We start from the raw sequence: 23,308 nt of genomic DNA on the forward strand, positions 1-23,308 counted from the left end.
GCGAAGGGGGTGTTGCCTACCCACGGCATGGAGCCGACGGCTGGCGGAGGGCAACCAGGCCCGTCCCATGACGACAGAGTCCACCACCTGATCGCCGCGGACGAAGAACCGATTCACCCGTTCGCCGATGGCATCACCTGATCGGGTTCGCCAGAGCCGGGATTCCCGCTCAGTGCTTGACGGCGCCCAGGGGCGACCGGCGGCCCCGCTCGCCCGCCGGCGCCGGGACGGCGGAGCCCGCCGGGCCGTGCCGCAGGCTGCGCCGCACGCCCCGTACCAGCCGCTCCGCCGTGAACGAGGCCCCCTGCACGAAGCGCATCGCCGGGCCGAAGCTGCCCGCCGTCACCAGGCCCGCCAGGAACAGACCGGGGTACGACGACTCGAACCCGGTGGAGGCGTAGGGCTCGTCGGCGGCGTTCACCGCCAGGCTGCCGCGCACCTCCGGGGCCAGCAGGCCCAGGCGCGCGCCGGTGGCCTTGAATCCGGTGGCGGCGATGACGTGGTCCGTCTCGAAGTCCGGGCCGCCGCCGGTGCTGCCGACGGTGGCGAGCCGCACCCGGCCCGACGTGACCGACGCCGTGGCGACCTCGTGGTCGAGCAGCACCTCGACGCGTGACTCGACCCGGTCGCGCACCCACCAGGCCCCCGCGGGGCCGAGCGCCGAGGCGGAGATGCGGGCGCGCGTGGCCTCGGGGAGCCGCCGGAAGCCGCCCGGCACCTCGGCGTAGAACCAGTTGCGCCAGCCGCAGCCGAGGCCGCTGTGCGGGGCGCGGGCGGACTGCCACCACGGGCGCTTCCACTCCGGGGGCACGGTGTTCCAGCTCAGCCGGCGCGAGCGGGCGAGCACGCGCACGCGGGTGCCCTGCTCGGCGAGGAGCGCGGCGGTCTCCAGGGCCGCCTGGCCGCCGCCGATCACGGTGACGTCCCGGTCCCGGAAGCGGTCCAGGTCCCGGTGGTGGCTGCTGTGCGTGACGTGCTCCGGGCCGAGCCCGTGCAGGGCCGAGGGGATCTCGACGAAGGGGATCACGCCGACGGCCAGGGCCACCGTGCGGCCACGGACGGTCTGACCGTCGTCCGTGACCAGCTCGAAGCCGCCGGGGCAGGCGCCGACCGACGCCACCATGCGTTCGTCGACGTCCGGTACGGCGTGCCGCGCGAACCACAGGCCGTAGGAGGCGAACGTCTCCACGGAGATCGGTTCGCCGTGTCGGGCCCGCATCCCGTTGCGCTCGCAGTACGCGGCGAGGCCGTAGCGGCGCCGGGGGTCGGAGAGGTTCGACGCCCAGGGCTCCGACTTGAGGAACATGCCCCGCGGCATGTGGTCGCGCCAGGAGGCCATGGGTCTGCCGAAGACGCGTACGTCGAGTCCGGCACCGGCCGCGTGCGACGCGATGGAGAGACCGTAGGGCCCGGCTCCGACAACCAACAGGTCATACATCAGCAACTGCTCGCTCTCTCGTCATCGGTGCGGGCGTCCTCGGCGCGGCCGGGGCCGTCGGGCGTGCACACCTGGCGCACCATCCGCGCCCGCACGTCCTCCCCCGGGGGCGGTCCGGCGGGGCGCGCCGTCCGCCTCAGCCGGCCGAGGAGGCGCCGCGTCACGTGCCGGCACCACAGCACCCACATGGCGCGCGCGGGAGCCATGTCGTCGCGGGCGTGCCAGGCCAGCTCGCGGCGGTGGGCCGCGGTGGAGGCGGGCCCCGCCGTCATCAGGACGCGTACGGCGGCCAGCGGGGAGTAGTTCTCCACGACGAACGAGCGGCCCGGGAGAGCGGCGGCGGCCGGCAGCGGCCGGTGTGTCATGTCCAGGTGCTGGGCACGCACCACGTCCAGGTCGGCCCCGTCGGCGAACAGCCGGAACTGGGCGCCGGGCCGCGGGTTGAAGTCGAGCAGGCAGTGCTCGCCGGTCGCGGGGTCCACCCGGAAGTCGAGGTCGAAGATCCCCCGGTAGCCCAGGGTGCCGATCAGCCTCTCCACGCCGGCCCGCAGGCCCGGGTCGGGCGTCCACTCACCCACCGCCGTCAGACCGGCCCCGCGGGGCCAGGAGCGGTGCTTGCGGCCGGAGCCGCCGCCGCGCACGGACCCCGTCCGGTCGGCGTAACCGTGGACGAACCAGTCGCGCCCGGGGCCGCCCGGCAGGAAGGCCTGCAGCAGCAGGCGGCTGCCCGCCTCCTCGCTGCGCCGGTAGAGCTCCTGGGCCTGGTCGGCCGACCGCACCAGGACCGTGCTGCGCAGGTCCGTCCCGGCGGGGACCAGCCACGGGCGGCTCCACTTGGCCACTACAGGAAGCCCCAACCGCCGTACGGCTGCGGCTGCCTGGGCCGGGCTCCGCGGGAGGAGCGTCACCGGGTGGGGGATCCCGGCCGCGGCGCACACCTGGGCCAGCGTCGCCTTGTCGGCCACCCGCTCCGCGAGTCCGCTCGCCTGGTCCGGCAGGAGATAGGTGGCGCACAGGTCCTTCTGCAGGCGTCCGATCGCGAGGGCTCCGGCGTCGTCCATGGGAATGAGGACGGACGGTCTGGCCACCCGGTGGGAGATGCGGCGCAATACGGCGGCGATTTCCCCGAGGGACGCGCCCGGCGGCGGTGGAGGGTGCGTCTGGTGCAGATAGCGGGATCTGCGCACCGGGCTCTCCGCGGATTCCGCGGCGGCCACATGCACCTCCACTCCCGCGCGGCCCAGCGACCGGACAGCTCCGAGTGTGCCGTGATGAAAAGGGTTCCGATCGATCCGCAGCAGAACCGCGGGGACTCGGGTGTCGAGAGTTAGCACGGCCAAATTCTCTCAATTCGATCCCCCATGCGGGCGATGGGCACGCCCAAAGGATTAGGGGCTCGATTGGCGCAATAGAAATACATATGACTGAGTGTCAGTAGACGGAGGCGCAGCATGAGGAGCGACCATGGCCTTGCAGAGACGCCAGACCACCAGTAAACGGCTGGCATTCATTGCCACCGGAATCGTTGCATCGGCAGCCCTCGCCGTCGGACCCGGCTACGCGTGGGGAGCCGGCCAGGACCCCGAACCACCGGCCGCCCTGCCCGGTCTGCCGACGGCGGCACCTGTCCCGGTCCCCTCCCCGGCCGCCCCGACACCCCCGGTCGGTCCGCTCGCCCCGTCCGGCGTGCAGCCCGTCGCGACGCCGAGCCCCGCGGACGCGGCCAAGGCGGCCGGGAAGCCCGCGTTCGGGGCCTACCTCGCCTACGGGCCCCAGGGCGTGCAGCGCATGGCCGAGCTCAGCAAGTGGCTGGGCGGCGCCGAGCTGCGCGTGGGGCACACCTACCTGCCGGGCGACCGGTGGAGCAACATCGCGGGGGCTCCGGACTTCCTGGAGAGCTGGGCCGAGTGGCGGCGCGAGAAGGACAACCGGCTCTTCGTGCTCAACGTCCCCATGATGGAGCGAAACGAGGACCACGTCGGCGACTCGGAGGTGCGTTCGCTCCTCGCCCGCGGCGCCGCGGGCGATTTCGACGAGCATTACCGCGCCCTCGCCGAACGGCTCGTGAAGCTGAAGGTCCCGGACACCGTGGTGGTGCTCGGCTGGGAGATGAACGGCACCACGTACACCCATCGGTGCGGGCCCGACCCGGAGGCCTGGAAGAAGTACTGGAAGCGCATCGTCACGACGATGCGTTCGGTGCCGGGACAGAAGTTCAAGTTCGACTTCACGCCGAACAGGGGCCGGGACGCCATTCCCTGGACGCAGTGCTATCCCGGGGACGACGTCGTGGACATCGTCGGAATGGACTCGTACGACCAGCCGACGGGCACCGATTTCGCCGAGCAGGTCAGCGAGCCGTACGGCCTGAAACAGCACGTGGAATTCGCGAAGGCCCACGGCAAGGACATCTCCTACCCGGAGTGGGGCCTTTTCCGTAACGGCGACAACGAGGAGTACATGCGGAAGATGCTCGCCTGGATGGACGAGCACAAACCGCTGTACAACACCGTCACCGACTACTGCCCGCACGGCGTGTGGCAGTGCGGGGACAACCCCAAGTCGTCCAAGGCCTACCGCTCCCTGCTCTTCGGCCGTACGGACACCGAGCCCACCGCCCCGGAGCCGACGCAGCCCACGACGCCGCCCAACTGTTCGCCGCTGAACCTGGGCGAGTGGGTCGAGCACTGGCTCGGCGGCAAGCTCTGTATGCGCCTCGACTGGTACAAGCGGCCGTAGGGAAGGGCGCTCAGGACTGTTTCCGGCGTTCCTGGCGTTCCCGGCGCTTGCGCAGGAGCTCCTTGCCCCGGCTGCGGGCCGCCGCGTCCCATGCGGCGGCCCGCAGCACGGGGGCGGTGCGTCTGCGGGCGAGGAGCAGGCGGTGGTTGACGGCCTCCTCGGGTCGCCAGTGGTGCTTGTACGGTTCGTTGCCGCGCAGGAGGCTCAGGACCCGGCTCCGGTCGCCCTCGGTGTGCTGCGCGCAGGCGTTCAGGAGCATCGTCGCCACGTCGACCTTCCGCTCGCGCAGTCGCGGATGCGCCCCGTACAGATAGCCGCCGATCAGGTGCGGCGACAGCAGGGTCAGATCGGCCGCCACCACGGCGTCGTCGAGCCGGAACTCGGTGACCACCGCGTCGCCCGACCTGACCATGAGCCCCACCGACCTGATCAGGTGCTCGGAGAACCGCTCCTGGAGGTGCTCGGACGTCACCTTGCGTCCCTGCCACTGGAGTTGGTGCAGGTGCAGGAGCGTGCGCACCGATGCGTCCACCTCGTCGTGCCGTACGATCCGCCGCTCGACGCCGAGCGCGTCGATCTTGCGGATCTTGGCGCGGGCCCGCTGGGCGCGCGGCGCGGGCAGCCGCCCGAGCAGTTCCTCCATCGAGGCCGCGGGCAGCTCCAGGCAGAGCGAGTCCACGAGGCGGAGCCGGGGTCCGCGCCAGCTTTCGTAGATGCGCTCCACGGCCGCTCCCGACCGGACCTCGCGGAAGTCGATCAGCGCGGTGCGGGCCAGTTCCGACAGGCCGTCGGCCAGCGCGGCCGCGGCCTCGTCGGCGAACGCGTCGTCGAGCAGCACGTCGGTGAAGTCGGAGATCGCGCCGCCCAGCGGCACGAGCGCGGGGAGCGGGACGTACGCGCGCATCAGCGGGGCCGCGGCGACGAGCTCGCCGTCCTTGCGCACGAGGACCACGCGGAGCCGCCCGCGGGTTCCGTAGGAGAGCCACCACGAGTGCAGCCAGGCGTGGCTCTGGAACGGCGTCGCCGTGCGGCATCTGCGGTGCAGCCGGGCCCACGCCGCGGCGAGGCTGCCGAACTCGGCCTCGTCCGTGCAGAGTTCGACCGTCAGTGCGCTGTCGGCCACCTCCATCACCTCTCCCGGTTGAGGTCGGCGGACTGCGCGGGTCCCGGTACCGCGGCCGACGGCGCGTCCTCGGCGCGGCGGGGGCGCACGAGGAGGGCGAGCCCGCCGAGCAGGCCTCCGGCGCTGGCGCCCACCAGGGCGGTCATCGGCGCCGTCGCCGATGCGGGGTCCGCGGGCTTGACCGCACGGGAGAGCTGCAGGAGGCGTACCCGCGTGCGGTCCTTGGTGTGGTTCGCGTTCTCGGTCAGGGAGCGCGAGACCGCGTTGGCGATGTCGGCCGCCTTGCCGGCCTGGGCCGCGGTCGCCGAGATGGAGATCATCGGGGCGTCGGGCGAGGTGGCCGCCCGTACGCTCTCGCGCAGCGTCCCGGGCGAGACGCCCGACTCCACCTGGGCGTCGCCGAGCACGGCGAGCTGGGTGGCGACGCGGCCGTACGCCGTGGCGAAGCCCAGTGCGGCGGTGGGGTCGGAGTCCTTCTGCGGGACGGCGATCACATAGCTGGTGGCGGTGTACTCGGGTGTCTTGACCACGCCGTACAGACCGCCGGTGAGGGCGCCGATGGCAGCTCCCGCCGGGAGGATCCACCACGCGGGCAGTCGCTTCACGCGGGCCAGCATCGGGGCCGGTCCTGCCGGGCGGTGCCGCCTGCTGAGGGTATCGGTCATCAGGAACTCACTCTCGGGGTCGAGCCGGAGGCTGCTGCCTCGTAGACATGCATCAGCTGTGCCGCGCTGCGGGTGATGCCGTAGTGGTGCGCGGCCGCCAGGGGCAGCCGCGCCCGTGACCCCGCCGACCGAGCCCGCAGCAGCGCCCGCGCGAAGGAGTCCGGGTCGCCCGTGACGCGCTCGGCGCCGCTGTCCGCCCCCGGCGGGAGGTCCTCGACGGCGGGGCACCGCACGTAGAGCACCGGCAGACCGGCGGCGAGGCCCTCGACGACGGCAAGGCCGAAGGCCTCCTCGGGTGACGGCGACGCGAGGACGTCCATGGCGGCGAGGAGCGCGGGCAGGTCGGCCCCCTGCCCGGACAGATGAGGCCGCTCCCCCGCGAACAACACCCGGTCAGCCACGCCCAGTTGGGCGGCCGTCGCGCGCAGCCTTGCCTCGTCGGGGCCGCCGCCCACCAGCAGTACGCGCACGTCCTGGGGCAGCGCGGCCAGGGCGTGCAGCAGGACGTCGAACCGCTTGCCGGGGGCCAGCCGCCCGACCCCGCCGACGACGAACGCCGCGTCCGGGAGCCCCAGTTGACGGCGGGCGGCGATCCGGGCCCGGGGGTCGAAGCGGAACCGCTCGACGTCGATGCCGTTCGGGACGACGTGGATGCGCTGCCGTGGCACCCCCCAGCGGCTGAGCCGCTCGGCGACGGACGGGGAGACCGCCACCGTGGCCCGGCCCAGGCGCTCGCCGGTCAGGTACAGCGCGCGAACGCCCGGGGTCAGCGGCCGTCCCTCCATCTGCGAGTCGCCGAGGGAGTGTTCGGTGGCCACGACGGCGCGCTTCCCCGCGAGGCGGGCGGCGACGCGCCCGTAGAGACAGGCGCGGAACAGGTGGGTGTGCACGAGGTCGTAGCCGCCGCCGCGGATGACCTTCACGAGGCGGGGCACGGCGCCCAGGTCGCGGTTGCCGGACATGCCCAGGTGGATGACGCGCACCCCGTCGGCCGTCAGGCCCTCGGCGACCGGTCCCGGATTGGTGAGGGTGACGACGTCGCAGTCGACCGGCAAGTGGCGCAGAAGAAGCCGCAGTTGCTGTTCGGCACCGCCGACGCCGAGGCCGGTGATGATGTGCAGGGCCCTCATCCGGTCACCGCCGGTTCGCGGACCGCGCGGCGGCGCAGCCGGTTCAGCCGCAGCTTCAGCTGGAGCCGCAGGGCGGTGTCCTCCTGCCCGATGTGGACGCGGGGCAGGGCGTGCACCCCGGTCAGGGGGCCCGGGGAGATCGCGCACGCGTAGCGGTAGCCGGCCGCTCGCACGGTGTCGACGACGCGCTGGTCGACGGTGCCGTACGGGTAGCAGAAGCCCTCGACCTCGCGGCCGATGAGGTCGGAGAGTGCGACCCGGCTGCCGCTGGTCTCCTGCCACAGCAGCCGGTCGTCCGCCCGGGTGAGGTCGACGTGCGTCAGGCCGTGCGAGGCGACCTCCATCCCTTCGGCGGCTGCGTGGCGGATGCCCGCCGCGTCGAGCAGCGGTTTGCGCGGGCCAAGCGGATCCCACGCGTTGTCGCCCGCGAGGCGGCCCGGGAGCACGAAGACGGTGGCGTCGAAGTCGTAGCGGTGCAGGAGCGGCAGGGCGTGGTCGACGAAGTCCGTGTACCCATCGTCGAAGGTGAGGCCCACCAGGTCGCGCCCCTCGCCACGAGCCCGCGCCATGAGGAGCCGCGACATGCTCACGCCGCGCAGGCCCTGTCTGCGCAGCCAGCGCAGTTGGGCGGCCAGGCGTTCCGGCGAGACGGTGATCTTGTAGGGGTCGTCCGCGCAGGTGTCCACGGAGTGGTACATCGCCACCCACATCGGCGCTTCGGGCAGCCAGTGCCGCGTGCGCCGTGATCGGGGGGTCTCACCGAATGCTGTGTCAACGGACATGCGCGAGCTTTCGTGTGGCGGATGTGACGGAACGGACGACGGGCTCGAAGGCCTGGGCCTTCAGGGCCCGGAGCACCAGGGCGAAGACGGCGGCGACGACCGCGGACCCGGCGACGACGGCGAGGACGGGCGAGTCGACGTTGCTCGCGATCGCACCGCCGAACCCGGTGGCGCACACCATCGCGGCCACCGGCTTGACCAGTTCGCCAAGGACCTGGCGGACCCGGATCGGCACGTTGCGCGGGCCCATCCCGCACAGCAGCACGAAGGCCGCGACGCTGATCCCGGCGGCGTTGGCGAGCGCGATGCCGCGTACGCCCCACAGGTCCACCGCCCAGCTGCCGATCCCGGCGGTCGCGGCGACCCCGACCGCCATCGCGCCCAGCGGGAACCAGGTGGCCCGCCCGCCGGAGAAGTACGAGCGGACGAGCGCCCCGACCAGCGTGTGACCGAGGAGACCCAGGGCGTAGACGCGCATCACGGCGGCCGTGGCGACGGTGTCCTGCGCGGTGAACGCACCGCGCTGGAACATGAGGTGGATGAGCTGCGGCGCGCAGGCGATCACCACGGCGGTGCCGAGGAGCACCACGCAGCCCGCCAGGCCCAGGTCCCGCTCGACACGTGACCTGGCGCGCTTGACGTCGCCGTCGGCCAGGGCCCGCGCGACGACGGGGAGCGTGACCGTGCACAGCATCAGGGAGAGGATCATCGGCACCTGCGCCACTTTCTGGGCGTAGTTCAGGTGCGAGATGGCTCCCGAGGGCAGCGAGGACGCCAGGAAGCGCTCGATGAGCACCTGCGACTGGCGGCACAGCGCGAACAGCAGCACGGTGGCGACGAGGGTGCCGCTCATCAGCGCGGGGGCCGAGGGGCCGGCCGCCTTCCCGTCGGGCGCGTCCGCCGTGTCGCGGGTGAGCCGGCGCCAGAGCGAGGGGGCCTGGACGAGCACCATGAGTACGCCGCCGACCGCGACGCCCAGGGCAGCCGCCCGGACGCCGTAGCGGGGGGCGAGGACGAACACGGCGGTGACGATGCCGATGTTGTAGAAGACGTAGATGGCCGCGGGGGCCACGAACCGGCGGTGGGCGCGCAGGGCCGCGCTGCAGTATCCGGCGAGGCCGAAGGTGAAGACACAGGTGGCGGTCAGCCGTGTGCAGTCCACGGCGAGGCGCGGGTCGGGCAGACCCGGCGCGAGGACCTCCACCAGGACCGGCGCCCCGGCCATCAGGATCAGCGCGACCATCCCGGAGGCCAGCATCAGGCGGGGCAGCGACGCGGCCACCAGCGCGCGGACCGGATCGCGGCGCGCGCCCCGGCCGCGGCGGGCCAGCGCCATGCTGAAGGCGGGGACGAGCGCGAACGCGAGGCCGTCCTCGATGAGCAGGGTGGTGGCCACCTCGGGAACGGTCCACGCGACGAGGAAGGCGTCGGTCTCGGAGCCCGCCCCGAAGAAGTGGGCGAGCGCCTGGTCGCGCACGAGCCCGAGCACGGAGCCGGCCACCGTGAGGAGCGCGGTGACCAGAGCGGCCTTGGCGAGAAAGCCGTTGGAGGGATCGGAACCCTTGCCGGACCCGGACCCGGACCCGGACCCGGACCCGGACCCGAACCCCGACTCCGAGTCGGAGTCGGCACCAGCACCGGTGTCCGGGGCGAGCACCTTCCCGGCGCGGCCGGTGTCCACCTCGTGGGTCGTGGAGGTCATCGCGGGGCCTCCCCGGGCATCGGGGCGGACAGGGCGCGCCCGGACAGCGACCACCAGGCCACGAGCCCGAGGACCACGGCCATGAGCACCGTCGATGGCCCGCCGATGTCGGCGTACGAGAAGTCCACCAGCTGCCACAGCAGCAGCCCGCACGCGACGAGCGCGCAGTCCGCTCCGGCGCCCCCGCGCACCCGGGTGAGCCGCCGCATGCCGAGCAGCAGGAAGGCCGCCCAGCTGCCCACCAGCGTGCACAGGCCGAGCAGCCCCTGCTCGCCGAGGACGAGCAGATACATGTTGTGCGGGGAGAGCAGCGGCTGACGGCTGAACTTGGCGCCCGCGCCCCCGGTGTCGCTGGCCGAGGAGAGGGCGAGCGACGCGTGGCTGTCGCGGTGGTCGGGGAAGGCCTTGAGGCCCACGCCCGACACTGGTGCGTCGCGCCACATGTCCACCGCCGCGGCCCACATCGTGTACCGGTCGGTGACCGACTGGTCGGGGGCGTCGGACACCTGCGTGATGCTGGTGACGCGCTCCGACAGCATCTGCGAGCCGATGCCGAGGCCGCCCACGAGGACCACGGCCGCAGCGGCCATCGCCGCGAGGGCCCGCAGCGCGTTCCGCACGCCCGCGAGCCCCAGTTGCGCACCGCAGGCCACGACGGTGGCGATCCAGGCGCCGCGGCTGAAGGAGAGCGCGAGCGGCACGGTCAGGAGCAGCGCGCACGCCAGCGCGATCTGACGCCGCCTCGGGGAGGCCGGGCCGAGCGCGAGGGCGACCGCGCACACCAGGCCGTACGACACCACGGTCGCCATTCCCATGACGTCCGTCGGGCCGAAGGTCCCCACGGCGCGGACGTCCGAGCCCATGTAGCTGGCGCCCGTCCCGGTGACGTACTGGTAGACGCCCAGCGTGCCCTGGAAGAGGGCGAGGCCGATGAGGGACCAGGCCACCAGGCGGAAGTCGCGGCGGTCACGGACGAGCATCAGGACCGCGGCCGGTACGAGGACGAAGATCTGCAGGTAGCGCACCAGGCCGGTCATCCCGGCCGACGCGGTGGTCGCGCCGACGGCCGCGACCGCGATGCCGATCACCGGCAGGCCGAGCACGACGGCGGCGTTGCGCGTCAGCGGCCGACGCGCCCCGCGCACGGTGCGGGCCACGCACCAGAGCACCACCAGGGCGGAGACCGCGTCGGCGACCGTGCCGCCCGCGGAGCCGCCCTCGCCCGGCGGTGCGGGGAGCGCGAGCAGGGCGACCACGGCCGTGACGGGCAGCACGGGACCGGCGCCGCGGAGTGCCGAGGACAGTGCGGCGGCCGGTGAGCCGGCCGGGAAGAGCGTGATCGAGGCACCGTTCACCGGGTCAGCTCCCCGTCGGGCGTACGAGGGACGCGGCGGTGCGCAGCAGGATGCAGAGGTCCTGCCAGAACGACCAGCTGTCGATGTAGGCGTTGTCGAACCGGCAGCGGTCCTCGATCGAGGTGTCGCCGCGCAGCCCCTGGATCTGGGCGAGCCCGGTGATGCCGGTCGGCATGCGGTGGCGCTCGGCGTAACCGGGGTGCGCCTTGCTGAACTGCCCGACGAAGTAGGGGCGTTCGGGCCGGGGGCCGACCAGGCTCATGTCGCCCCACAGGACGTTCCACAGCTGGGGGAGCTCGTCGAGGGACGTACGGCGCAGGAACTGGCAGAAGGGGCTCATGTGCTGCTCGCCCGCGACGGACCACCGGGTGGCGGCCTCGTGCGGGTCGGCGGGGCGGTGCGTGCGGAACTTCAGCAGGGTGAACGGCCGTCCGTCCTTGCCGACGCGCTCCTGACGGAAGATCACCCCGGGGCCGTCGGTGGCCCGCAGCACGAGGGCGCAGGCGAGGAGCACGGGGCTGATCAGCAGCAGCAGGATCCCCGAGGTCACGAGGTCCAGGGCGCGCTTGCTGACGCTGAAGTGCCCGCGCCGCACGGGCACGAGCTGACGGCAGGGGAACCCCGCGAGCCGCCCGGTTCTCGCCTGGCGCCCCGGCGCGTCGTAGCCCGGCGGCTGCGTCGCGTCGACCGCCCATACGTCGCAGCCCGAACCGCTCAGCGTCCGCAGCCAGCCGATCTGTTCGGGGCCGGGGGTCGGTCCGACGACCAGGACGGTGCGTACGGCGTTCTGGATGACCGCGCGGCGCAGCTCCTCGATCGTGGAGAGCACCGGGAGTTCGGCCCCCTCCGACTCCGTGCGCTCGGCGGGCGCGTCACCCACGATGCCCACGGGCCGCACCCCGGCCTGCGGATGACGGAGCACCGCCTCCGCCACGCGCCGGGCGACGACGCCGGGTCCGACCACCAGGGCCGGGCGCGGCTGCCGGAGCGCCGCCCTGCGCGCCCACCCGTACAGGGCGCCGCGGCCCGCGCAGCACAGCACGCTCTGGAGGGCCGCGCCGGTGCACAGGGTGGTGAGGGAGAGCGGGCTGAGGGTGGAGACGCTCGTGGCGAGGAGTCCCACGGCGCACCAGCTCAGGAGGGACTGCCAGGCCAGCGAGGGGAGTTCGTCGAGGGCGGCGGGCACGGCGAGCGGGCGGTACAGCGCGGCCCGTGCGTTCAGGACGGTCACCGCGGTGATGAGCAGGACCACGAGGAGGGGGTGGCGCTGCGGATCGGTGAGCAGCACGGTGCCCAGGAGCGCGGCGCTGCAGTCGACGGCGTACAGCGGGAGGACCGACGAGCGGCGCGCCGAAGTCCCCCATTTGACGCTCGTCCTACGGCCGCCCCCGGCCCCTCGGGGAGGGATGACCGAGGGGGTGGCGGTGGCATGGTCGGCCGCCCGTGGCTGCGCGGCAGGGGCGACGGTTCGTTCCGCACTCACGGGTTGATGGACTCCCTGCACTTGATGGGCCCCACGCCCAGTAGCTCGCGGTACACGGCCGCGACAGCGTCCGCGGTGTGCCGCACATCGTGGGTGTTCAGAACGTGGCGGTGCGCTGCGCGGCCGAGGGATTCGCGCAGGGGCGGATCGCCGAGCAGTCCGACGAGGGCGCGTGCCAGCGCCGCCGGGTCCTCGGCGGGAACGAGGCCGTGCGGCGCGAGTGCGGGCGGCAGGCTCTCGCGCGCGCCGTCCACGTCGGTGACCACCACCGGCCGGGCACAGGCCATCGCCTCCAGGGGTACGAGTGCCATGCCCTCCCACCGGGACGGCAGGACCACGACGTCGGCCGCCTGGTACCAAGGGGTGGCGTCGAGGACGCCCCCGGCGAACCGCACGGAGGCGGGCGCCCGCTCGCGCAGACCGGCCGCGTCGGGCCCGTCCCCCACGAGGACGAGCCGAGCGAGCGGCAGCCGCTCGGCGACCTCCGCCCAGGCCCGCAGCAGGACGTCCTGTCCCTTCTGCCGGCACAGCCGTCCCACGCACACCACCAGAAGCTCCTGGCGGGGCAGCCCGAGGGCTGTCCGTGCCGCCTGCGCGGCCACCGGACGGAAGCGTCCGACGTCCACCCCGTTCGGGATCACGGACCAGCACGCGTCGATCCCGGACCGCTGCCCGGTGAGCCGCTCCGCCTCGCTGACGCAGACCACGTGCGCGGCCCAGCGCGCCCCGAGGCGCTCCCAGTGCCGGGCGAGCCGCGCGGTCACACCGCCGACGGCCTCGAAGGACCACGCGTGCGGCTGGAACACCGTGGGCACCCTGCCGCGCAGGGCGAGCCGGGCGGCGAGCCCCGCCTTGGCGCTGTGCGCGTGCACGACGTCGGGCCGGAGCTCGTCGACGATGCGGGCGAGGCGCCGTACCTCGTCCGGCAGACCCGGCCCCGGGGAGCGGGTCGCCGCCCACGGGTGGGTGGCGCCGCCCAGGCCACGCACGGCATCCGGCAGACAGCCGCCGTCCGGGCACGCCACGTCGACCTGCATCCCGGTGGACAGCTGGGACCGCACCAGGTCGGTGACCACGCGGGCCACTCCGCCGTCGACGGGCTGGGCGACGTGAAGGACGCTCAGCCGGGGGTCAGTTGATGACAGTTGCATGCACGGCGCCTTGCTCAGGGGGAAGGTGGTGCCCTACCGCTTCGCGTCCACAGCGGCGAAGAGCACACCCGCCCACGCGGACTCTCGCCGCGAGGCGAGTCGGATGAGCAGGCCCTTTCGGTCGGCCTTGAGGCCCCCGTCGAGGCGGAAGATGTCGGAGTCGTAGCCGAGCGTGTTGGCGTACGCGGGCGTCCTCGCGCTCTGCCTGCCCGGCTCGCTGATGGTCGAGTTCAGTACGTCGCGGGCGGGGTTCGCCGCGTCGGAGAGCCGCACGGGCCTGCTCCGGTTGGTCGACACGGTGAGCGTGTCGCCGGTCGTGCCGCAGTCGCCGTTGTACGCGACCATGCCCACGCTGCCCTTCGCGCGGGCCGGGACCGGCAGACCGGCGAGACGGACCGCATGGCCGCGCCCGCGCGCGCCGCCGAGGGAGTCGAAGCCGTCCCACACGGCCAGGTGGCGCAGCGGCGCGGCCTCGTTCTCGTACGCGACGACCAGCGTCCAGCCGCCCCACGCGCCGGCCTTGGAGTGCCCCATCGCCGCGTTGACCTGCGCGACGGTGTAGAGCCCGGCACCGCTGGCCCGGACGAGGGGCGTGACGTCGGCCGATGCCTGGAAGGCGTCCGCTCCGTGGGCGGTGCGGTGGCCGACCAGGGTGTCGGCCCGCACGTGCTGGTAGCTGCCGCCCGGTTCGGCGATGAGGGCCCTGCCGTTGTCCCTGGCCGGCTTCTGCTCACCCACGCGGAGGTTGCCGCCCCAGTACAGGCGCGCGTAGGACACCCGGGAGCCCGGGGGGAGCCGGACCTCTCCACGGCTGGAGTTGTAGGTGTTCGGGTCCTTGTCGACGTCGACGTAGAACATGTCGAAGTCGTTGTTGGCGGCTGCCTTGCCCCCGCGCGCGGCAGGGCACGACACCGCGCGGGCGGCCATCGGCTTCCGGCAGGTGACGGCCGTGTTGGCGGCGCGGGTGATGCCGCCGTGCTGGAGGGCGTGATAGCGCTGCTCGAACGTGAGGGACGCCGCTTCGGCGGCGGCGGGGGGCGCGGGCGCGGCCACGGCGGGGCCGCCGGGAGTGGCGACGACCGCGAGGGAAAGGGCGCACAGCGTCACGCGACGCAGAAGGGGGCCCAGGGAATTACGCATGACCGGCGTTGCCCTTTCGGGAAGGTCTGAACCAGGAGGGAGAATTGAAATGCGACAGTCACACTTGGCTCGTAACTTCCCGCACTTGTTCTTTCAAATGGCTTCAGGAGGAGAGCAACACTAGCCGCTTTCAGCATTAATCCAGGAAGGCTGACAAGTGTGTCGGAAACGTGAAGTACATAACGTCCGGGGCCCCCTGTGAGCACGGCCCACTGGGCCGTCGCGGCAACCCTGCGCCAGCAGATCACCCTTTTGGGCCCACAACTCCTGCGCGCGCCGTCCGTTGATCCATGGGCCGGGCACCCCGCCCTGCCGATGCATCAACTGACCAAGGAGCAACTCTCCATGTCGCGTACCGCGAAGGCCCTCGCCCTCTCCACCGTTGCCGTGGCCGCCATGGCCGGCAGCGCCGGCATCGCCGCCGCCGACGCCGGTGCCCAGGGTGCCGCCACCCACTCCCCCGGTGTCCTCTCGGGCAACGCCGTCCAGGTCCCGATCCACATCCCGGTCAACGCCTGCGGCAACACCGTGAACGTCATCGGTCTGCTGAACCCGGCGTTCGGCAACACCTGCGTCAACAGCTGACGCTGCGGCAGCACGCTCTGAGCGACGGCCGTTCTCCCCCGAGGAGGACGGCCGTCGTGCGTTCCCGCCGGGCCCCCGGACGGCCGCCATCCCCCCGAATGGCAGTCGCTCGGTTGCGGTCGGTGTTCACCGCTTTCACGGTGAACACAAGATCCGACGCATCACCGAAGGGAACATCCATGCGTGCTCTGCCCGTACGGCGTATCGCGACATCCGTCCTCTGCGCCTCTCTCCTCCTCGGGACGGCAGGCCCCGTCATCGCCGCCGAGAGCGACTCTCCGCATGGCAGCACCCAGGAGGCGGCCCGTGCTCCGGTTCCCGGGGCGGACAAGCTGCTGCCCCAGGTCAAGACCCTGGCCGACGCCGGTGGTGTGCTCACCCCGGTCACCGATCTGCTCACCGCCGTGCTCAAGGCCGACGGCGGGAAGCTGCCCGCCGCCGACGCCGCGAAGCTCGCGGGGCCGGTGAAGGACGCCATCACGAAGGCCTCGGCCGCGGCGCCCAAGGCACCGGAGCTCCCCAAGACCCCGGCGGCCCCCGACACCCAGACGCTCCCGCAGACCCCGGCGCTGCCGAAGGCGCTGCCGGATGACTCGATGGCGCAGGCCGACCCGAAGGCCGACGCCCTCAAGGCGCTGCAGACCTCCGTCAACGCCCTCCTCAAGGCGGCCACCAGCGGCGACGTCAAGGCGGTGACCGGCGCGGTGCCGACCGTGCTCACCGGCCTCGTCAACCTCGTCGCCGCCACGCTGCTCGGCGGCGGCCTGCCCGCGCCCGACCTCGCGGGGCTCCCGGCCCTGCCGAAGGCCCCGGCGCCCAACCTCCCCCAGGCGCCCGGACTTTCCTGAGTCAGGTCACCTCCCGTCGCGCCGGTCCTCAGGGCCGGCGCGACGGGCTTTTCACGTGCGTATCGCTGTCTTCCCCGCTCCGGCCACGCATCCATTTCATAAGAGAATGAGACACCGCCTTCGTTCGGGTGGGTTCCGGGAATTTCCGCCGCACAGAGTTTCCGCCGTACAGAGCGCTCGTTACCCATGGCGAAGTGAAAATCCCCTCTGGTGACCGTGTGTCGCCGCAGAAAGGAACCCGATGAAGCCCCTGAAGGCTGCCGCCGTCGTTGCCGGGACCATGGTCATCGCTGGTGTTGCCGCACCCGCCTTCGCCGCCGACCTCACGCCCACCAGCCTGAACGGTGCCCTGGACACGGTCACGAGCAAGACGTCGTCCATCGACGCGCTCCCGCTGGCCACCAACGCCCTGGACACCGAGAACAAGGACTCCGTCGTCAACACCGTCTCCGGTGCCGCGAAGAGCCTGCACGCGGGTGGCGGCGCCGGCAAGCTCCTCGGCGGACTCCCCGTCGCGAAGTAGAGCTCTTTTCCTGCTCCTTCATCCGGTGCGACGCCCCCAGGGGCGACAGCCGATGCCCCCGGGAAGTAGCTGCCACGAGCAGACGGCACGCGGCAGTGAGGGCCGGTTCCGCAGACGCATTCTGCGGAACCGGCCCTCGGGCTTTCCCCGGCCCATCCTGCTTTCCCTGGGCCTCAGTTCGACTGGAGGGCGCCGGAGTTCGACCGGCGCGTGCCCCGATCGTGTGATCGCTCGCCCACAATCACCCAGTCAAGTGACAAGCGGGGCCGGGACATCAGCACTCGTCGATACGGTTCCGGGATGACCTCGACATCGAGCGAAACCCGCACTTTCCGCGCCGCCGATCTGGGCACCCTCACCGTGGTCGCCTGGAGCGGTGAACACCCCGAAGACGAAAAGGACATGCCCTTCCTGCTCGCCTACTCGCTCGGTGACGGCGAAGGCGGCCCCGAGGGAAGCGCCGAAGCCATCGAGCTCCTGCTGCAGGACACCGGACTCCCCATCGGCGGCCCCATCGTGGAGAGCTCCCGCAACCCGAGCCTGCCCGTCAGCCTCCTCGTCGAGGCGGGCCAGGCCGTGCTGAACATGCCGTACCTCAACGCCCAGTGCGTCGTACCGCCGGAGTGGCTCGCCGCCGTGGGCGAGCGGGGCCACGCCTACTTCATGTTCACCACGCGCCCCTGGCCCGAGGCCAAGCCCGGCGTCCCCCTCACCGACGAGGCCCTCGCAGCGTTCGCGGGCTCCGAGGAGACCATGACCCGGGCCGCGCACTGCCTGCTCACCGCGAAGAGGCTGCGCGGCTAGGAGCAGGGGGCGCCGCCGGGACCCGCGAAACGGCTGGGGCCCGCCGGTCGGGACGAACCGGCGGACCCCAGTACCCGTGACGCGGTGGCTCAGCGCTCCGCGTCAGAGCAGGCCGAGGCCCAGGTCAGCGTCCAGCAGGTGGTGGTCGTGGTCGTGGTGGTGGTGGTGGTCGCCCCAGCAGCCGCCGTGGTCGCACGGGTGCGAGGCCGTCTTCTGCGTCGGAACCTCCGCTGCCTGAGCGGAAGTTGAGAGCGGGATCGCCACGGCGAAGGTGAGCATGGCGGTCGCGGCGGCACGACGAAGCGTGATCTTCATGGGGGATCTCCTCGATCCGTTGGGGACGCGACCGACGCTAATCAGCCCCACAGACCCTGTCCTGCCGAGAGATGCACAACTACTGCAAAAGGGTGCCGGGCCCGCCGCCGGTGAACCCAGTGAGGACCGCATCGATGCACACCACGACGTCTCTCCCCGAGGCCCGTAAGCCCGAAGCACCCTTAGGGCACGTGGACCCGCCATCCGGTGGCACCGGCGGGAGCCGTGCGTTCGCACTGCTCCTGGTGATCACGGGTGCCGCGGGGCTGCTCGCGGCGTGGGTCATCACGCTGGACAAGTTCAAGCTCCTGGAGGACCCGAACTTCTCGCCGGCCTGCAGCCTCAATCCGGTGGTCTCCTGCGGCAACATCATGAAGAGCGAGCAGGCGGCGGCCTTCGGGTTCCCCAACCCGATGCTGGGTATCGCCGCGTACGCCGTCGTGATGTGCGTCGGCATGAGCCTGCTGGGCGGGGCGCGTTTCCCGCGCTGGTACTACCTGACGCTGAACGCGGGCACGCTCTTCGGGGTCGGCTTCTGCACCTGGCTCCAGTACCAGTCGCTGTACGAGATCAACTCGCTGTGCCTGTGGTGCTGCCTCGCCTGGGTCGCCACGATCACCATGTTCTGGTACGTGACCTCGTTCAACGTCCGTAACGGCCTGCTGCCCGCGCCCTCCGGACTGCGTACGTTCCTCTCCGAGTTCACCTGGGTGTTCCCGGTGCTGCACGTCGGCATCGTCGGAATGCTGATCCTCACGCGCTGGTGGGACTTCTGGACCAGCTGACACCCCCGTAAGGCAGCACGCACAAGGAGACATCACCAGTGAGCGAAGGAGCAGCGGGCAGCGCGCCGGCCGGAGGGCGGTTCACGCGCCGGGCCACGATGCGCAACCTCATCGCGGTGGCCGTGGCCGCCGTGACGGCACAGACCGCCCTTCAGTGGTGGACCCGGCAGCCGGCCAAGGAGCCGCCGGCCGACGCCGTCGGTGACGGCTCGTTCGACGAGATGTACGCGGGCCGCCACATCCGCGGGGCGAGAGCCGCCGCGGGACATCAACACGCGGGCGCCGGCTGGGACATCACCGTCGACGGGCGTCCGCTCCATCTCATGCGGCGCGCGGACGGCGGCTATCTGAGCATGATCGACCACTACCAGTCGTATCCGACGCCCCTCATCGCCACCCGCGGAGCGGTCGACGAACTCGGCCGCGGCCGGCAGCTGCGCGGCAGGAACGCCTGAGCGCTGCCCCGCACCGCACACCCGGACGGCAGGAGCGAACCGAAGTGGTCTACACGCGCAAGAACCAGGCCCGGCTCACCAGCGCCGAGAAGCGGCGCTTCGTCAACGCGGTGCTCGAACTCAAACGCAGCGGCGAGTACGACGAGTTCGTGCGGGTCCACATCGAGCACTACGTGTCCGACGGGGACGACGGACTGCGGGTGGCCCACATGACGCCCTCGTTCCTGCCCTGGCACCGCAGGTTCCTCCTGGACTTCGAGCGGTCACTGCGGCGGGTGGACCCCTCGGTGTCCGTCCCGTACTGGGACTGGACGGCGGACAGGACGGCGGGCGCATCGCTCTGGGGCAGCGGGCTCATGGGCGGCAACGGGCGGCGCTCCGACCGGCAGGTCATGACCGGGCCCTTCGCCCGCGGGAACGGGACCTGGATCATCAGGGAAGGGGAGACGGACGGCGACTTCCTCATGCGCGACTTCGGCCGGCCGCAGAACCCGATCGAACTGCCGACCGAGGCGACGCTGGCCTGGGCGATGCGCGACCCCGTGTACGACACGGAACCCTGGGACTCCACCTCGTCCGGCGGCTTCCGCAACAAGCTGGAGGGGTGGACGTCCGGCACCGGCAACGACAAGTGGCGCAACCACAACCTCGTCCACCGCTGGGTCGGCGGCCACATGCTCGGCGGTGCGTCGGTCAACGACCCCGTCTTCTGGCTGAACCACGCCTTCGTGGACCTGCTGTGGGACCGCTGGCAGGCACGGCATCCCCGCTCCGCGCCCTACCTGCCCGAGAAGCCCCCGCGGGCCGGGCACGGCCCGCTGCACGGCCGCATCTGCGCCCGCTACGAGGGGATGCCGCCGTGGGACGTGCAGCCGGACGAGCTGATCGGCCATCGGGGCATCTACCGCTACGCGTGAAAAAGCCCCCGGCGGTCATGGACCGCCGGGGGCTCACACACGGGGTCAGCCGCCGTAGCCGCCGTGGCCGCCGTGGTTGCCGTGGCCGCCGTGGCCGCCGTCGGCGTTGACGCACGTGTTGCCGAACGCCGGGTTCAGCAGCCCGATGACGTCCACAGTGTTGCCGCACACGTTGACCGGGACGTGGACCGGGACCTGGACGAGGTTGCCCGAAAGGACGCCGGGCGAGCCCACGGCCGCACCCTCGGCGCCCGCGTCCGCCATGGCCATGCCGGTGCCACTGAGCACCACGGCGCCCGTGCCGAGGGCGACAGCGGCTGCCTTCGCGATGCGAGACATCACGTTCTCCTTTGAATTGACGAGTACCGCCGCATGTACGCGGCCGTACTGTCCCTTCAACGGCGTCATCGACCACAGGTAACGGCACCGATCGGTACATCATTGGTGAAAACGGCCGGGCGCCCGTGTCCAGCGCTGTTCCGAGCCGTTGCGCATCACATGATCTCAACACGACGCATGGCCGCCGCCCTGGCTCTCGCCGCCGGCGCCACCGCCCTGGCCGCGCCCGCCGCGAGCGCCGCCCCCATCTCCCCCACCGCCACGCTCGACTCGCTGGCCGCGTCCTCGATCCCCGAGGACCGGCGCGCCGAGGTGCCGACCGTCACCCAGCAGCTCAACGGTCTCAACAACCTGTACGAGCTGCAGCAGCTGCACCAGCTGACCGACCTGGCCGCGCCCGTAACGGGTCTGCTCAACGCTTAGTACCGGTCACGCACGAACGGAGGCGGGGTCGGGTCCTTCCAGGGCCCGGCCCCGCCTCACGGCATGGTGGCCACGACCGACGCGTACGAGAGACCCGCGCCGTAGCCGAGCAGCAGGGCCGTGTCGCCGGGCTTCGCCTCGCCCGACGCGAGTACCGCGTCCATGGCGAGCGGAATGGAAGCGCCCGAGGTATTGCCGGAGGTCACGATGTCCTTGGCCACCCGCACGCCGTCCGGCAGGCCGATGCGCTTCGCCATCGCGTCGATGATGCGGACGTTGGCCTGGTGCGGGATGAAGACGTCGAGGTCGGCGGGGGTGATGCCCGCGGCCTCCAGTGCCTGTGCGGCGACCTCGGCCATCTCGTAGACGGCCCAGCGGAAGACCCGCTGCCCTTCCTGCCGCATCCACGGGAACTCCTCGCCGGGCGCGCCCCTGAGCACGTCCCACGGGGCCGTCTGCTCGATGGCGTCCGCCTGGGAACCGTCAGCTCCCCAGACCGCCGGGCCGATGGCGGGCGTCTCGGAGGGACCGATCACCACGGCGCCCGCTCCGTCCCCGAAGATGAAGGCGGTCGAGCGGTCCTTGAGGTTCAGCAGATCGGTCATCCGCTCCACGCCGACCACCAGGACATGGCCGCCGCGACTGCGGACCGCGTCCGCCGCGAGCACCACGCCGTGCACGAACCCGGCACAGCCCGCCGACACGTCGAAGGCCGCCGCTCCCCGGGCGCCGACGCGGTGGGCGATGTCCGTCGCGACGGCCGGAGTCTGCTTGAGGTAGGTGAAGGTCGCGGCGATGACGCAGGTGATGTCGGCCGGAGTGATGCCCGCCGCCGCGATGGCCTTGGCCCCGGCCTCCTCGGCCATCACCGCCAGGGTCTCGTCGGGGCCGGCCCAGCGCCGGGTGTGGATGCCCGTGCGGGCGCGGATCCATTCGTCCGACGAGTCGATCTGGCGGGACGCCTCTTCGTTGTCGACGATCCGTCGCGGGCGGTACGTCCCCACGCCCATGATCCGTGCGAAGCGGGCGCCCTGTGACGTGCTCAGGGTCGGACTCGCCGTCGGGCTCGGTGTCGGGCTCATGCGGTGCCCCACTTGTCCCGGGCCTCGGCGAAGGCCTCGGCGAACATCGGGTCGGCCACCGAGCCCCGTTCGTGCCTGCCTCCGTACCGCTCCTCGTAGGCGGCGAACCACTCGGGGTCCGAGTCGAGGAACAGGACGTCGTGGAAGGCCATCCAGCGCATGGCCAGCATCGGCACCGGCGAGCGCGACACCTCGAACTCCGGGTTGCGCGCGGCGCGTTCGTCGCAGGCCGGGTGGAACTGCGCCAGCATCAGGCCACGGCCCACCAGCTCGGGCTTGGCGAGCGTGTGTGCCTCGTCGAGCAGGCGGTGGCTGCCCTCGGGGAGTCCCGTGAGGACCAGGACGAGGGTGTGCAGGACGCGGTTGCGGCCCTCCCAGCGCGTGGCCTCGAAGGCCTCGGCCATCCGGCGCACGAGCTCGACCATTCCTTCGGCGTCGACGTCCGGGTCGACCGGCCACTCCTCGATGCGGAAACTCTGCGCCTTCATCGAGGATTCGACGAACGGGCAGACGGCGCCCTCCCGGTTGATACGCTCGTGCGGCCGCATGATGAACTCTTCTATCCACTGCCGCCCCCGTTCCAGAGGCGGTGCGGCCGAGCGGTCCGGTGTGTCCGCCCTCCCGTACTGCGGAGTGACGGCCGATGCCGACGGGCTCATGAGGGTTCCCTCCGTGATTCAGGACGCACTGAACCGCCACCCGGACTCGCGTGACGCAGAGGGGTGTCGAGGTCGCCGTGCGACCAGCGGTTCAGCTCGTACGGTTGTGGTCTTGGCCGGTCAACTCTCGTCAGGGTGTGGCGTGTTCAGGGGCGCGTGACGGGCCGGCGGATCTCAGTAGTTGTCGCCGAAGGCAGCGCGCTGCCGCTTCTCCAGCCAGCCGCTGAACAGCCGCCCGATCGGCGCCGCCGCGACGCCGCCCTGCTCCCCCGGTCCGGCCACGGAGAGGAGCCAGGCCGGCATGAAGCGCAGCGTCCAGCCGGGGGCCGTCTTGCGCATGTGGGTCGCGAAGCCCTTCCAGATCTGCTTGCCGAGGGCCGGGGCGAGCCGGCCGAGCAGCTCGCGCTCCTCGTCGCCCGCGTGTCCGGCGAGCTGTTCGCGCACCTCCTTTGTGCGTGTGGCCAGTTCCGCCGCGACCGCGGGGTCCGTGCCGAGTCGTCTGCTCGTCTCGTGCCAGGTGTGCAGGACCTTCGCCAGCTCTTCGTGCTCGGCGGTCATGAGGGCCAAGGCCTCCTGGTCCGCGCCCAGTTCACGCAGCCGGGGCCAGAGGAAGTCGTCCTCGCCCTCGTGGTGGTGCTCGATCACCTGGAACAGCTTGTCCACGTAGTCCAGGAGGGCGGCGGCCTGTGCGGCATCGGGCGTACGGGCCAGCTGCTCGGCGCTGCGGGCGACGCGGTCGAGGTCGCGCACCATGGCACGGTGGGCCAGCAGCATCGTCTGGTGGCCCGAGGGCAGGTGGGCGATGGACTCGGTCATGAATGACGCTCCTTACAGGTCGACGGCGGGCTGTTCAGGTGTCCGCCCG

25 protein-coding genes are annotated in these 23,308 nt (G+C 72.2%); 9 read left to right on the plus strand and 16 right to left on the minus strand.

The window, feature by feature from the left end; genetic code table 11:
• Positions 1–169 precede the first annotated feature (169 nt).
• A complete protein-coding gene (locus tag OG302_RS16070) occupies positions 170–1,438 on the minus strand; it encodes an NAD(P)-binding domain-containing protein (RefSeq protein ID WP_371527422.1) in 1,269 nt (422 codons plus the stop codon).
• Entirely contained in the window at positions 1,438–2,772 is a 1,335-nt protein-coding gene (locus OG302_RS16075; RefSeq protein ID WP_371527423.1) for an ATP-grasp domain-containing protein, read from the minus strand. Before OG302_RS16075 ends, OG302_RS16070 begins: the two co-directional genes overlap by 1 nt.
• Before the next feature lie 130 nt (positions 2,773–2,902).
• Here OG302_RS16075 and OG302_RS16080 point away from each other — a divergent pair, with 130 nt between their 5' ends.
• Positions 2,903–4,177 carry a glycoside hydrolase family 26 protein gene (locus OG302_RS16080; RefSeq protein ID WP_371527424.1) on the plus strand — a complete coding sequence of 425 codons (1,275 nt, stop codon included), beginning with the start codon at positions 2,903–2,905 and terminating at the stop codon, positions 4,175–4,177.
• A 10-nt stretch (positions 4,178–4,187) separates the two neighbouring features.
• On the opposite strand, the gene OG302_RS16085 is transcribed toward OG302_RS16080, so the two are convergent.
• From OG302_RS16085 to OG302_RS16125, 9 genes are read right to left on the minus strand one after another with little or no spacing between them, the layout of a single operon-like run.
• Positions 4,188–5,306, minus strand: coding sequence for a GNAT family N-acetyltransferase (locus OG302_RS16085; protein ID WP_371527425.1), 1,119 nt, complete (start codon positions 5,304–5,306; stop codon positions 4,188–4,190).
• A complete protein-coding gene (locus OG302_RS16090) occupies positions 5,306–5,965 on the minus strand; it encodes a lipopolysaccharide biosynthesis protein (RefSeq protein WP_371527426.1) in 660 nt (219 codons plus the stop codon). The genes OG302_RS16085 and OG302_RS16090 overlap by 1 nt, the downstream gene beginning before the upstream one ends.
• A complete protein-coding gene (locus OG302_RS16095; protein WP_371527427.1) occupies positions 5,965–7,095 on the minus strand; it encodes a glycosyltransferase in 1,131 nt (376 codons plus the stop codon). The genes OG302_RS16090 and OG302_RS16095 overlap by 1 nt, the downstream gene beginning before the upstream one ends.
• Positions 7,092–7,877 carry a polysaccharide deacetylase family protein gene (locus OG302_RS16100; protein WP_371527428.1) on the minus strand — a complete coding sequence of 262 codons (786 nt, stop codon included), beginning with the start codon at positions 7,875–7,877 and terminating at the stop codon, positions 7,092–7,094. The genes OG302_RS16095 and OG302_RS16100 overlap by 4 nt, the downstream gene beginning before the upstream one ends.
• A complete protein-coding gene (gene murJ / locus OG302_RS16105; RefSeq protein ID WP_371527429.1) occupies positions 7,867–9,579 on the minus strand; it encodes a murein biosynthesis integral membrane protein MurJ in 1,713 nt (570 codons plus the stop codon). Before murJ ends, OG302_RS16100 begins: the two co-directional genes overlap by 11 nt.
• Positions 9,576–10,883 (minus strand): O-antigen ligase family protein, encoded by a 1,308-nt coding sequence (locus tag OG302_RS16110; RefSeq protein ID WP_371750136.1) that lies wholly within the window; start codon positions 10,881–10,883, stop codon positions 9,576–9,578. The genes murJ and OG302_RS16110 overlap by 4 nt, the downstream gene beginning before the upstream one ends.
• Positions 10,884–10,938: 55 nt before the next feature.
• Complete coding sequence (locus OG302_RS16115) at positions 10,939–12,417, minus strand: sugar transferase (RefSeq protein WP_371527430.1); 1,479 nt, start codon at positions 12,415–12,417, stop codon at positions 10,939–10,941.
• Positions 12,414–13,568, minus strand: a complete 1,155-nt coding sequence (locus OG302_RS16120) for a glycosyltransferase (protein WP_371527431.1) — start codon at positions 13,566–13,568, stop codon at positions 12,414–12,416. The genes OG302_RS16115 and OG302_RS16120 overlap by 4 nt, the downstream gene beginning before the upstream one ends.
• Positions 13,569–13,601: 33 nt before the next feature.
• A complete protein-coding gene (locus OG302_RS16125) occupies positions 13,602–14,708 on the minus strand; it encodes a DUF3344 domain-containing protein (RefSeq protein ID WP_371527432.1) in 1,107 nt (368 codons plus the stop codon).
• A gap of 345 nt (positions 14,709–15,053) precedes the next feature.
• Here OG302_RS16125 and OG302_RS16130 point away from each other — a divergent pair, with 345 nt between their 5' ends.
• The 4 genes from OG302_RS16130 (at position 15,054) to OG302_RS16145 (ending at position 17,468) form a co-directional block, all read left to right on the plus strand.
• Positions 15,054–15,293, plus strand: a complete 240-nt coding sequence (locus tag OG302_RS16130; protein WP_361833779.1) for a chaplin — start codon at positions 15,054–15,056, stop codon at positions 15,291–15,293.
• Between the two features lie 179 nt (positions 15,294–15,472).
• On the plus strand, positions 15,473–16,141 hold the full coding sequence (locus OG302_RS16135) for a hypothetical protein (RefSeq protein ID WP_371527433.1): 669 nt from the start codon (positions 15,473–15,475) through the stop codon (positions 16,139–16,141).
• Positions 16,142–16,382: 241 nt separating this feature from the next.
• Complete coding sequence (locus tag OG302_RS16140; RefSeq protein WP_371527434.1) at positions 16,383–16,664, plus strand: hypothetical protein; 282 nt, start codon at positions 16,383–16,385, stop codon at positions 16,662–16,664.
• A 300-nt stretch (positions 16,665–16,964) separates the two neighbouring features.
• Entirely contained in the window at positions 16,965–17,468 is a 504-nt protein-coding gene (locus OG302_RS16145) for a DUF5949 family protein (RefSeq protein ID WP_371527435.1), read from the plus strand.
• A gap of 102 nt (positions 17,469–17,570) precedes the next feature.
• On the opposite strand, the gene OG302_RS16150 is transcribed toward OG302_RS16145, so the two are convergent.
• On the minus strand, positions 17,571–17,783 hold the full coding sequence (locus OG302_RS16150) for a hypothetical protein (protein ID WP_371527436.1): 213 nt from the start codon (positions 17,781–17,783) through the stop codon (positions 17,571–17,573).
• A gap of 134 nt (positions 17,784–17,917) precedes the next feature.
• Between OG302_RS16150 and OG302_RS16155 the strand changes: the two genes are divergently transcribed.
• Genes OG302_RS16155 through OG302_RS16165 form a run of 3 tightly spaced genes read left to right on the plus strand, consistent with a single transcriptional unit; the run spans position 17,918 to position 19,940 of the window.
• Positions 17,918–18,568: a vitamin K epoxide reductase family protein gene (locus tag OG302_RS16155; RefSeq protein ID WP_371527437.1), complete on the plus strand. Its 651-nt coding sequence runs from the start codon at positions 17,918–17,920 to the stop codon at positions 18,566–18,568.
• Positions 18,569–18,606: 38 nt separating this feature from the next.
• Positions 18,607–19,023: a tyrosinase family oxidase copper chaperone gene (locus OG302_RS16160; RefSeq protein WP_371527438.1), complete on the plus strand. Its 417-nt coding sequence runs from the start codon at positions 18,607–18,609 to the stop codon at positions 19,021–19,023.
• A 44-nt stretch (positions 19,024–19,067) separates the two neighbouring features.
• The gene (locus OG302_RS16165) at positions 19,068–19,940 is read left to right on the plus strand and encodes a tyrosinase family protein (RefSeq protein WP_371527439.1); all 873 of its coding nucleotides are present in this window, start codon (positions 19,068–19,070) and stop codon (positions 19,938–19,940) included.
• Positions 19,941–19,985: 45 nt separating this feature from the next.
• Here the strand turns inward: OG302_RS16165 and OG302_RS16170 are convergent, their stop codons facing one another.
• Positions 19,986–20,279, minus strand: coding sequence for a chaplin (locus OG302_RS16170; protein WP_371527440.1), 294 nt, complete (start codon positions 20,277–20,279; stop codon positions 19,986–19,988).
• Between the two features lie 159 nt (positions 20,280–20,438).
• Between OG302_RS16170 and OG302_RS16175 the strand changes: the two genes are divergently transcribed.
• Positions 20,439–20,702 carry a hypothetical protein gene (locus OG302_RS16175; RefSeq protein ID WP_371527441.1) on the plus strand — a complete coding sequence of 88 codons (264 nt, stop codon included), beginning with the start codon at positions 20,439–20,441 and terminating at the stop codon, positions 20,700–20,702.
• Between the two features lie 56 nt (positions 20,703–20,758).
• Here the strand turns inward: OG302_RS16175 and OG302_RS16180 are convergent, their stop codons facing one another.
• The 3 genes from OG302_RS16180 to OG302_RS16190 all read right to left on the minus strand — a co-directional run bounded on the left by OG302_RS16180 (position 20,759) and on the right by OG302_RS16190 (position 23,259).
• Positions 20,759–21,784 (minus strand): beta-ketoacyl-ACP synthase III, encoded by a 1,026-nt coding sequence (locus tag OG302_RS16180; RefSeq protein ID WP_371527442.1) that lies wholly within the window; start codon positions 21,782–21,784, stop codon positions 20,759–20,761.
• A complete protein-coding gene (locus tag OG302_RS16185) occupies positions 21,781–22,443 on the minus strand; it encodes a DUF6875 domain-containing protein (protein WP_371527443.1) in 663 nt (220 codons plus the stop codon). The genes OG302_RS16180 and OG302_RS16185 overlap by 4 nt, the downstream gene beginning before the upstream one ends.
• 174 nt (positions 22,444–22,617) lie before the next feature.
• On the minus strand, positions 22,618–23,259 hold the full coding sequence (locus tag OG302_RS16190) for a hemerythrin domain-containing protein (protein WP_371527444.1): 642 nt from the start codon (positions 23,257–23,259) through the stop codon (positions 22,618–22,620).
• Positions 23,260–23,308 lie beyond the last annotated feature (49 nt).

The sequence above is a fragment of the Streptomyces sp. NBC_01283 genome, from assembly GCF_041435335.1.
GTDB lineage: Bacteria > Actinomycetota > Actinomycetes > Streptomycetales > Streptomycetaceae > Streptomyces.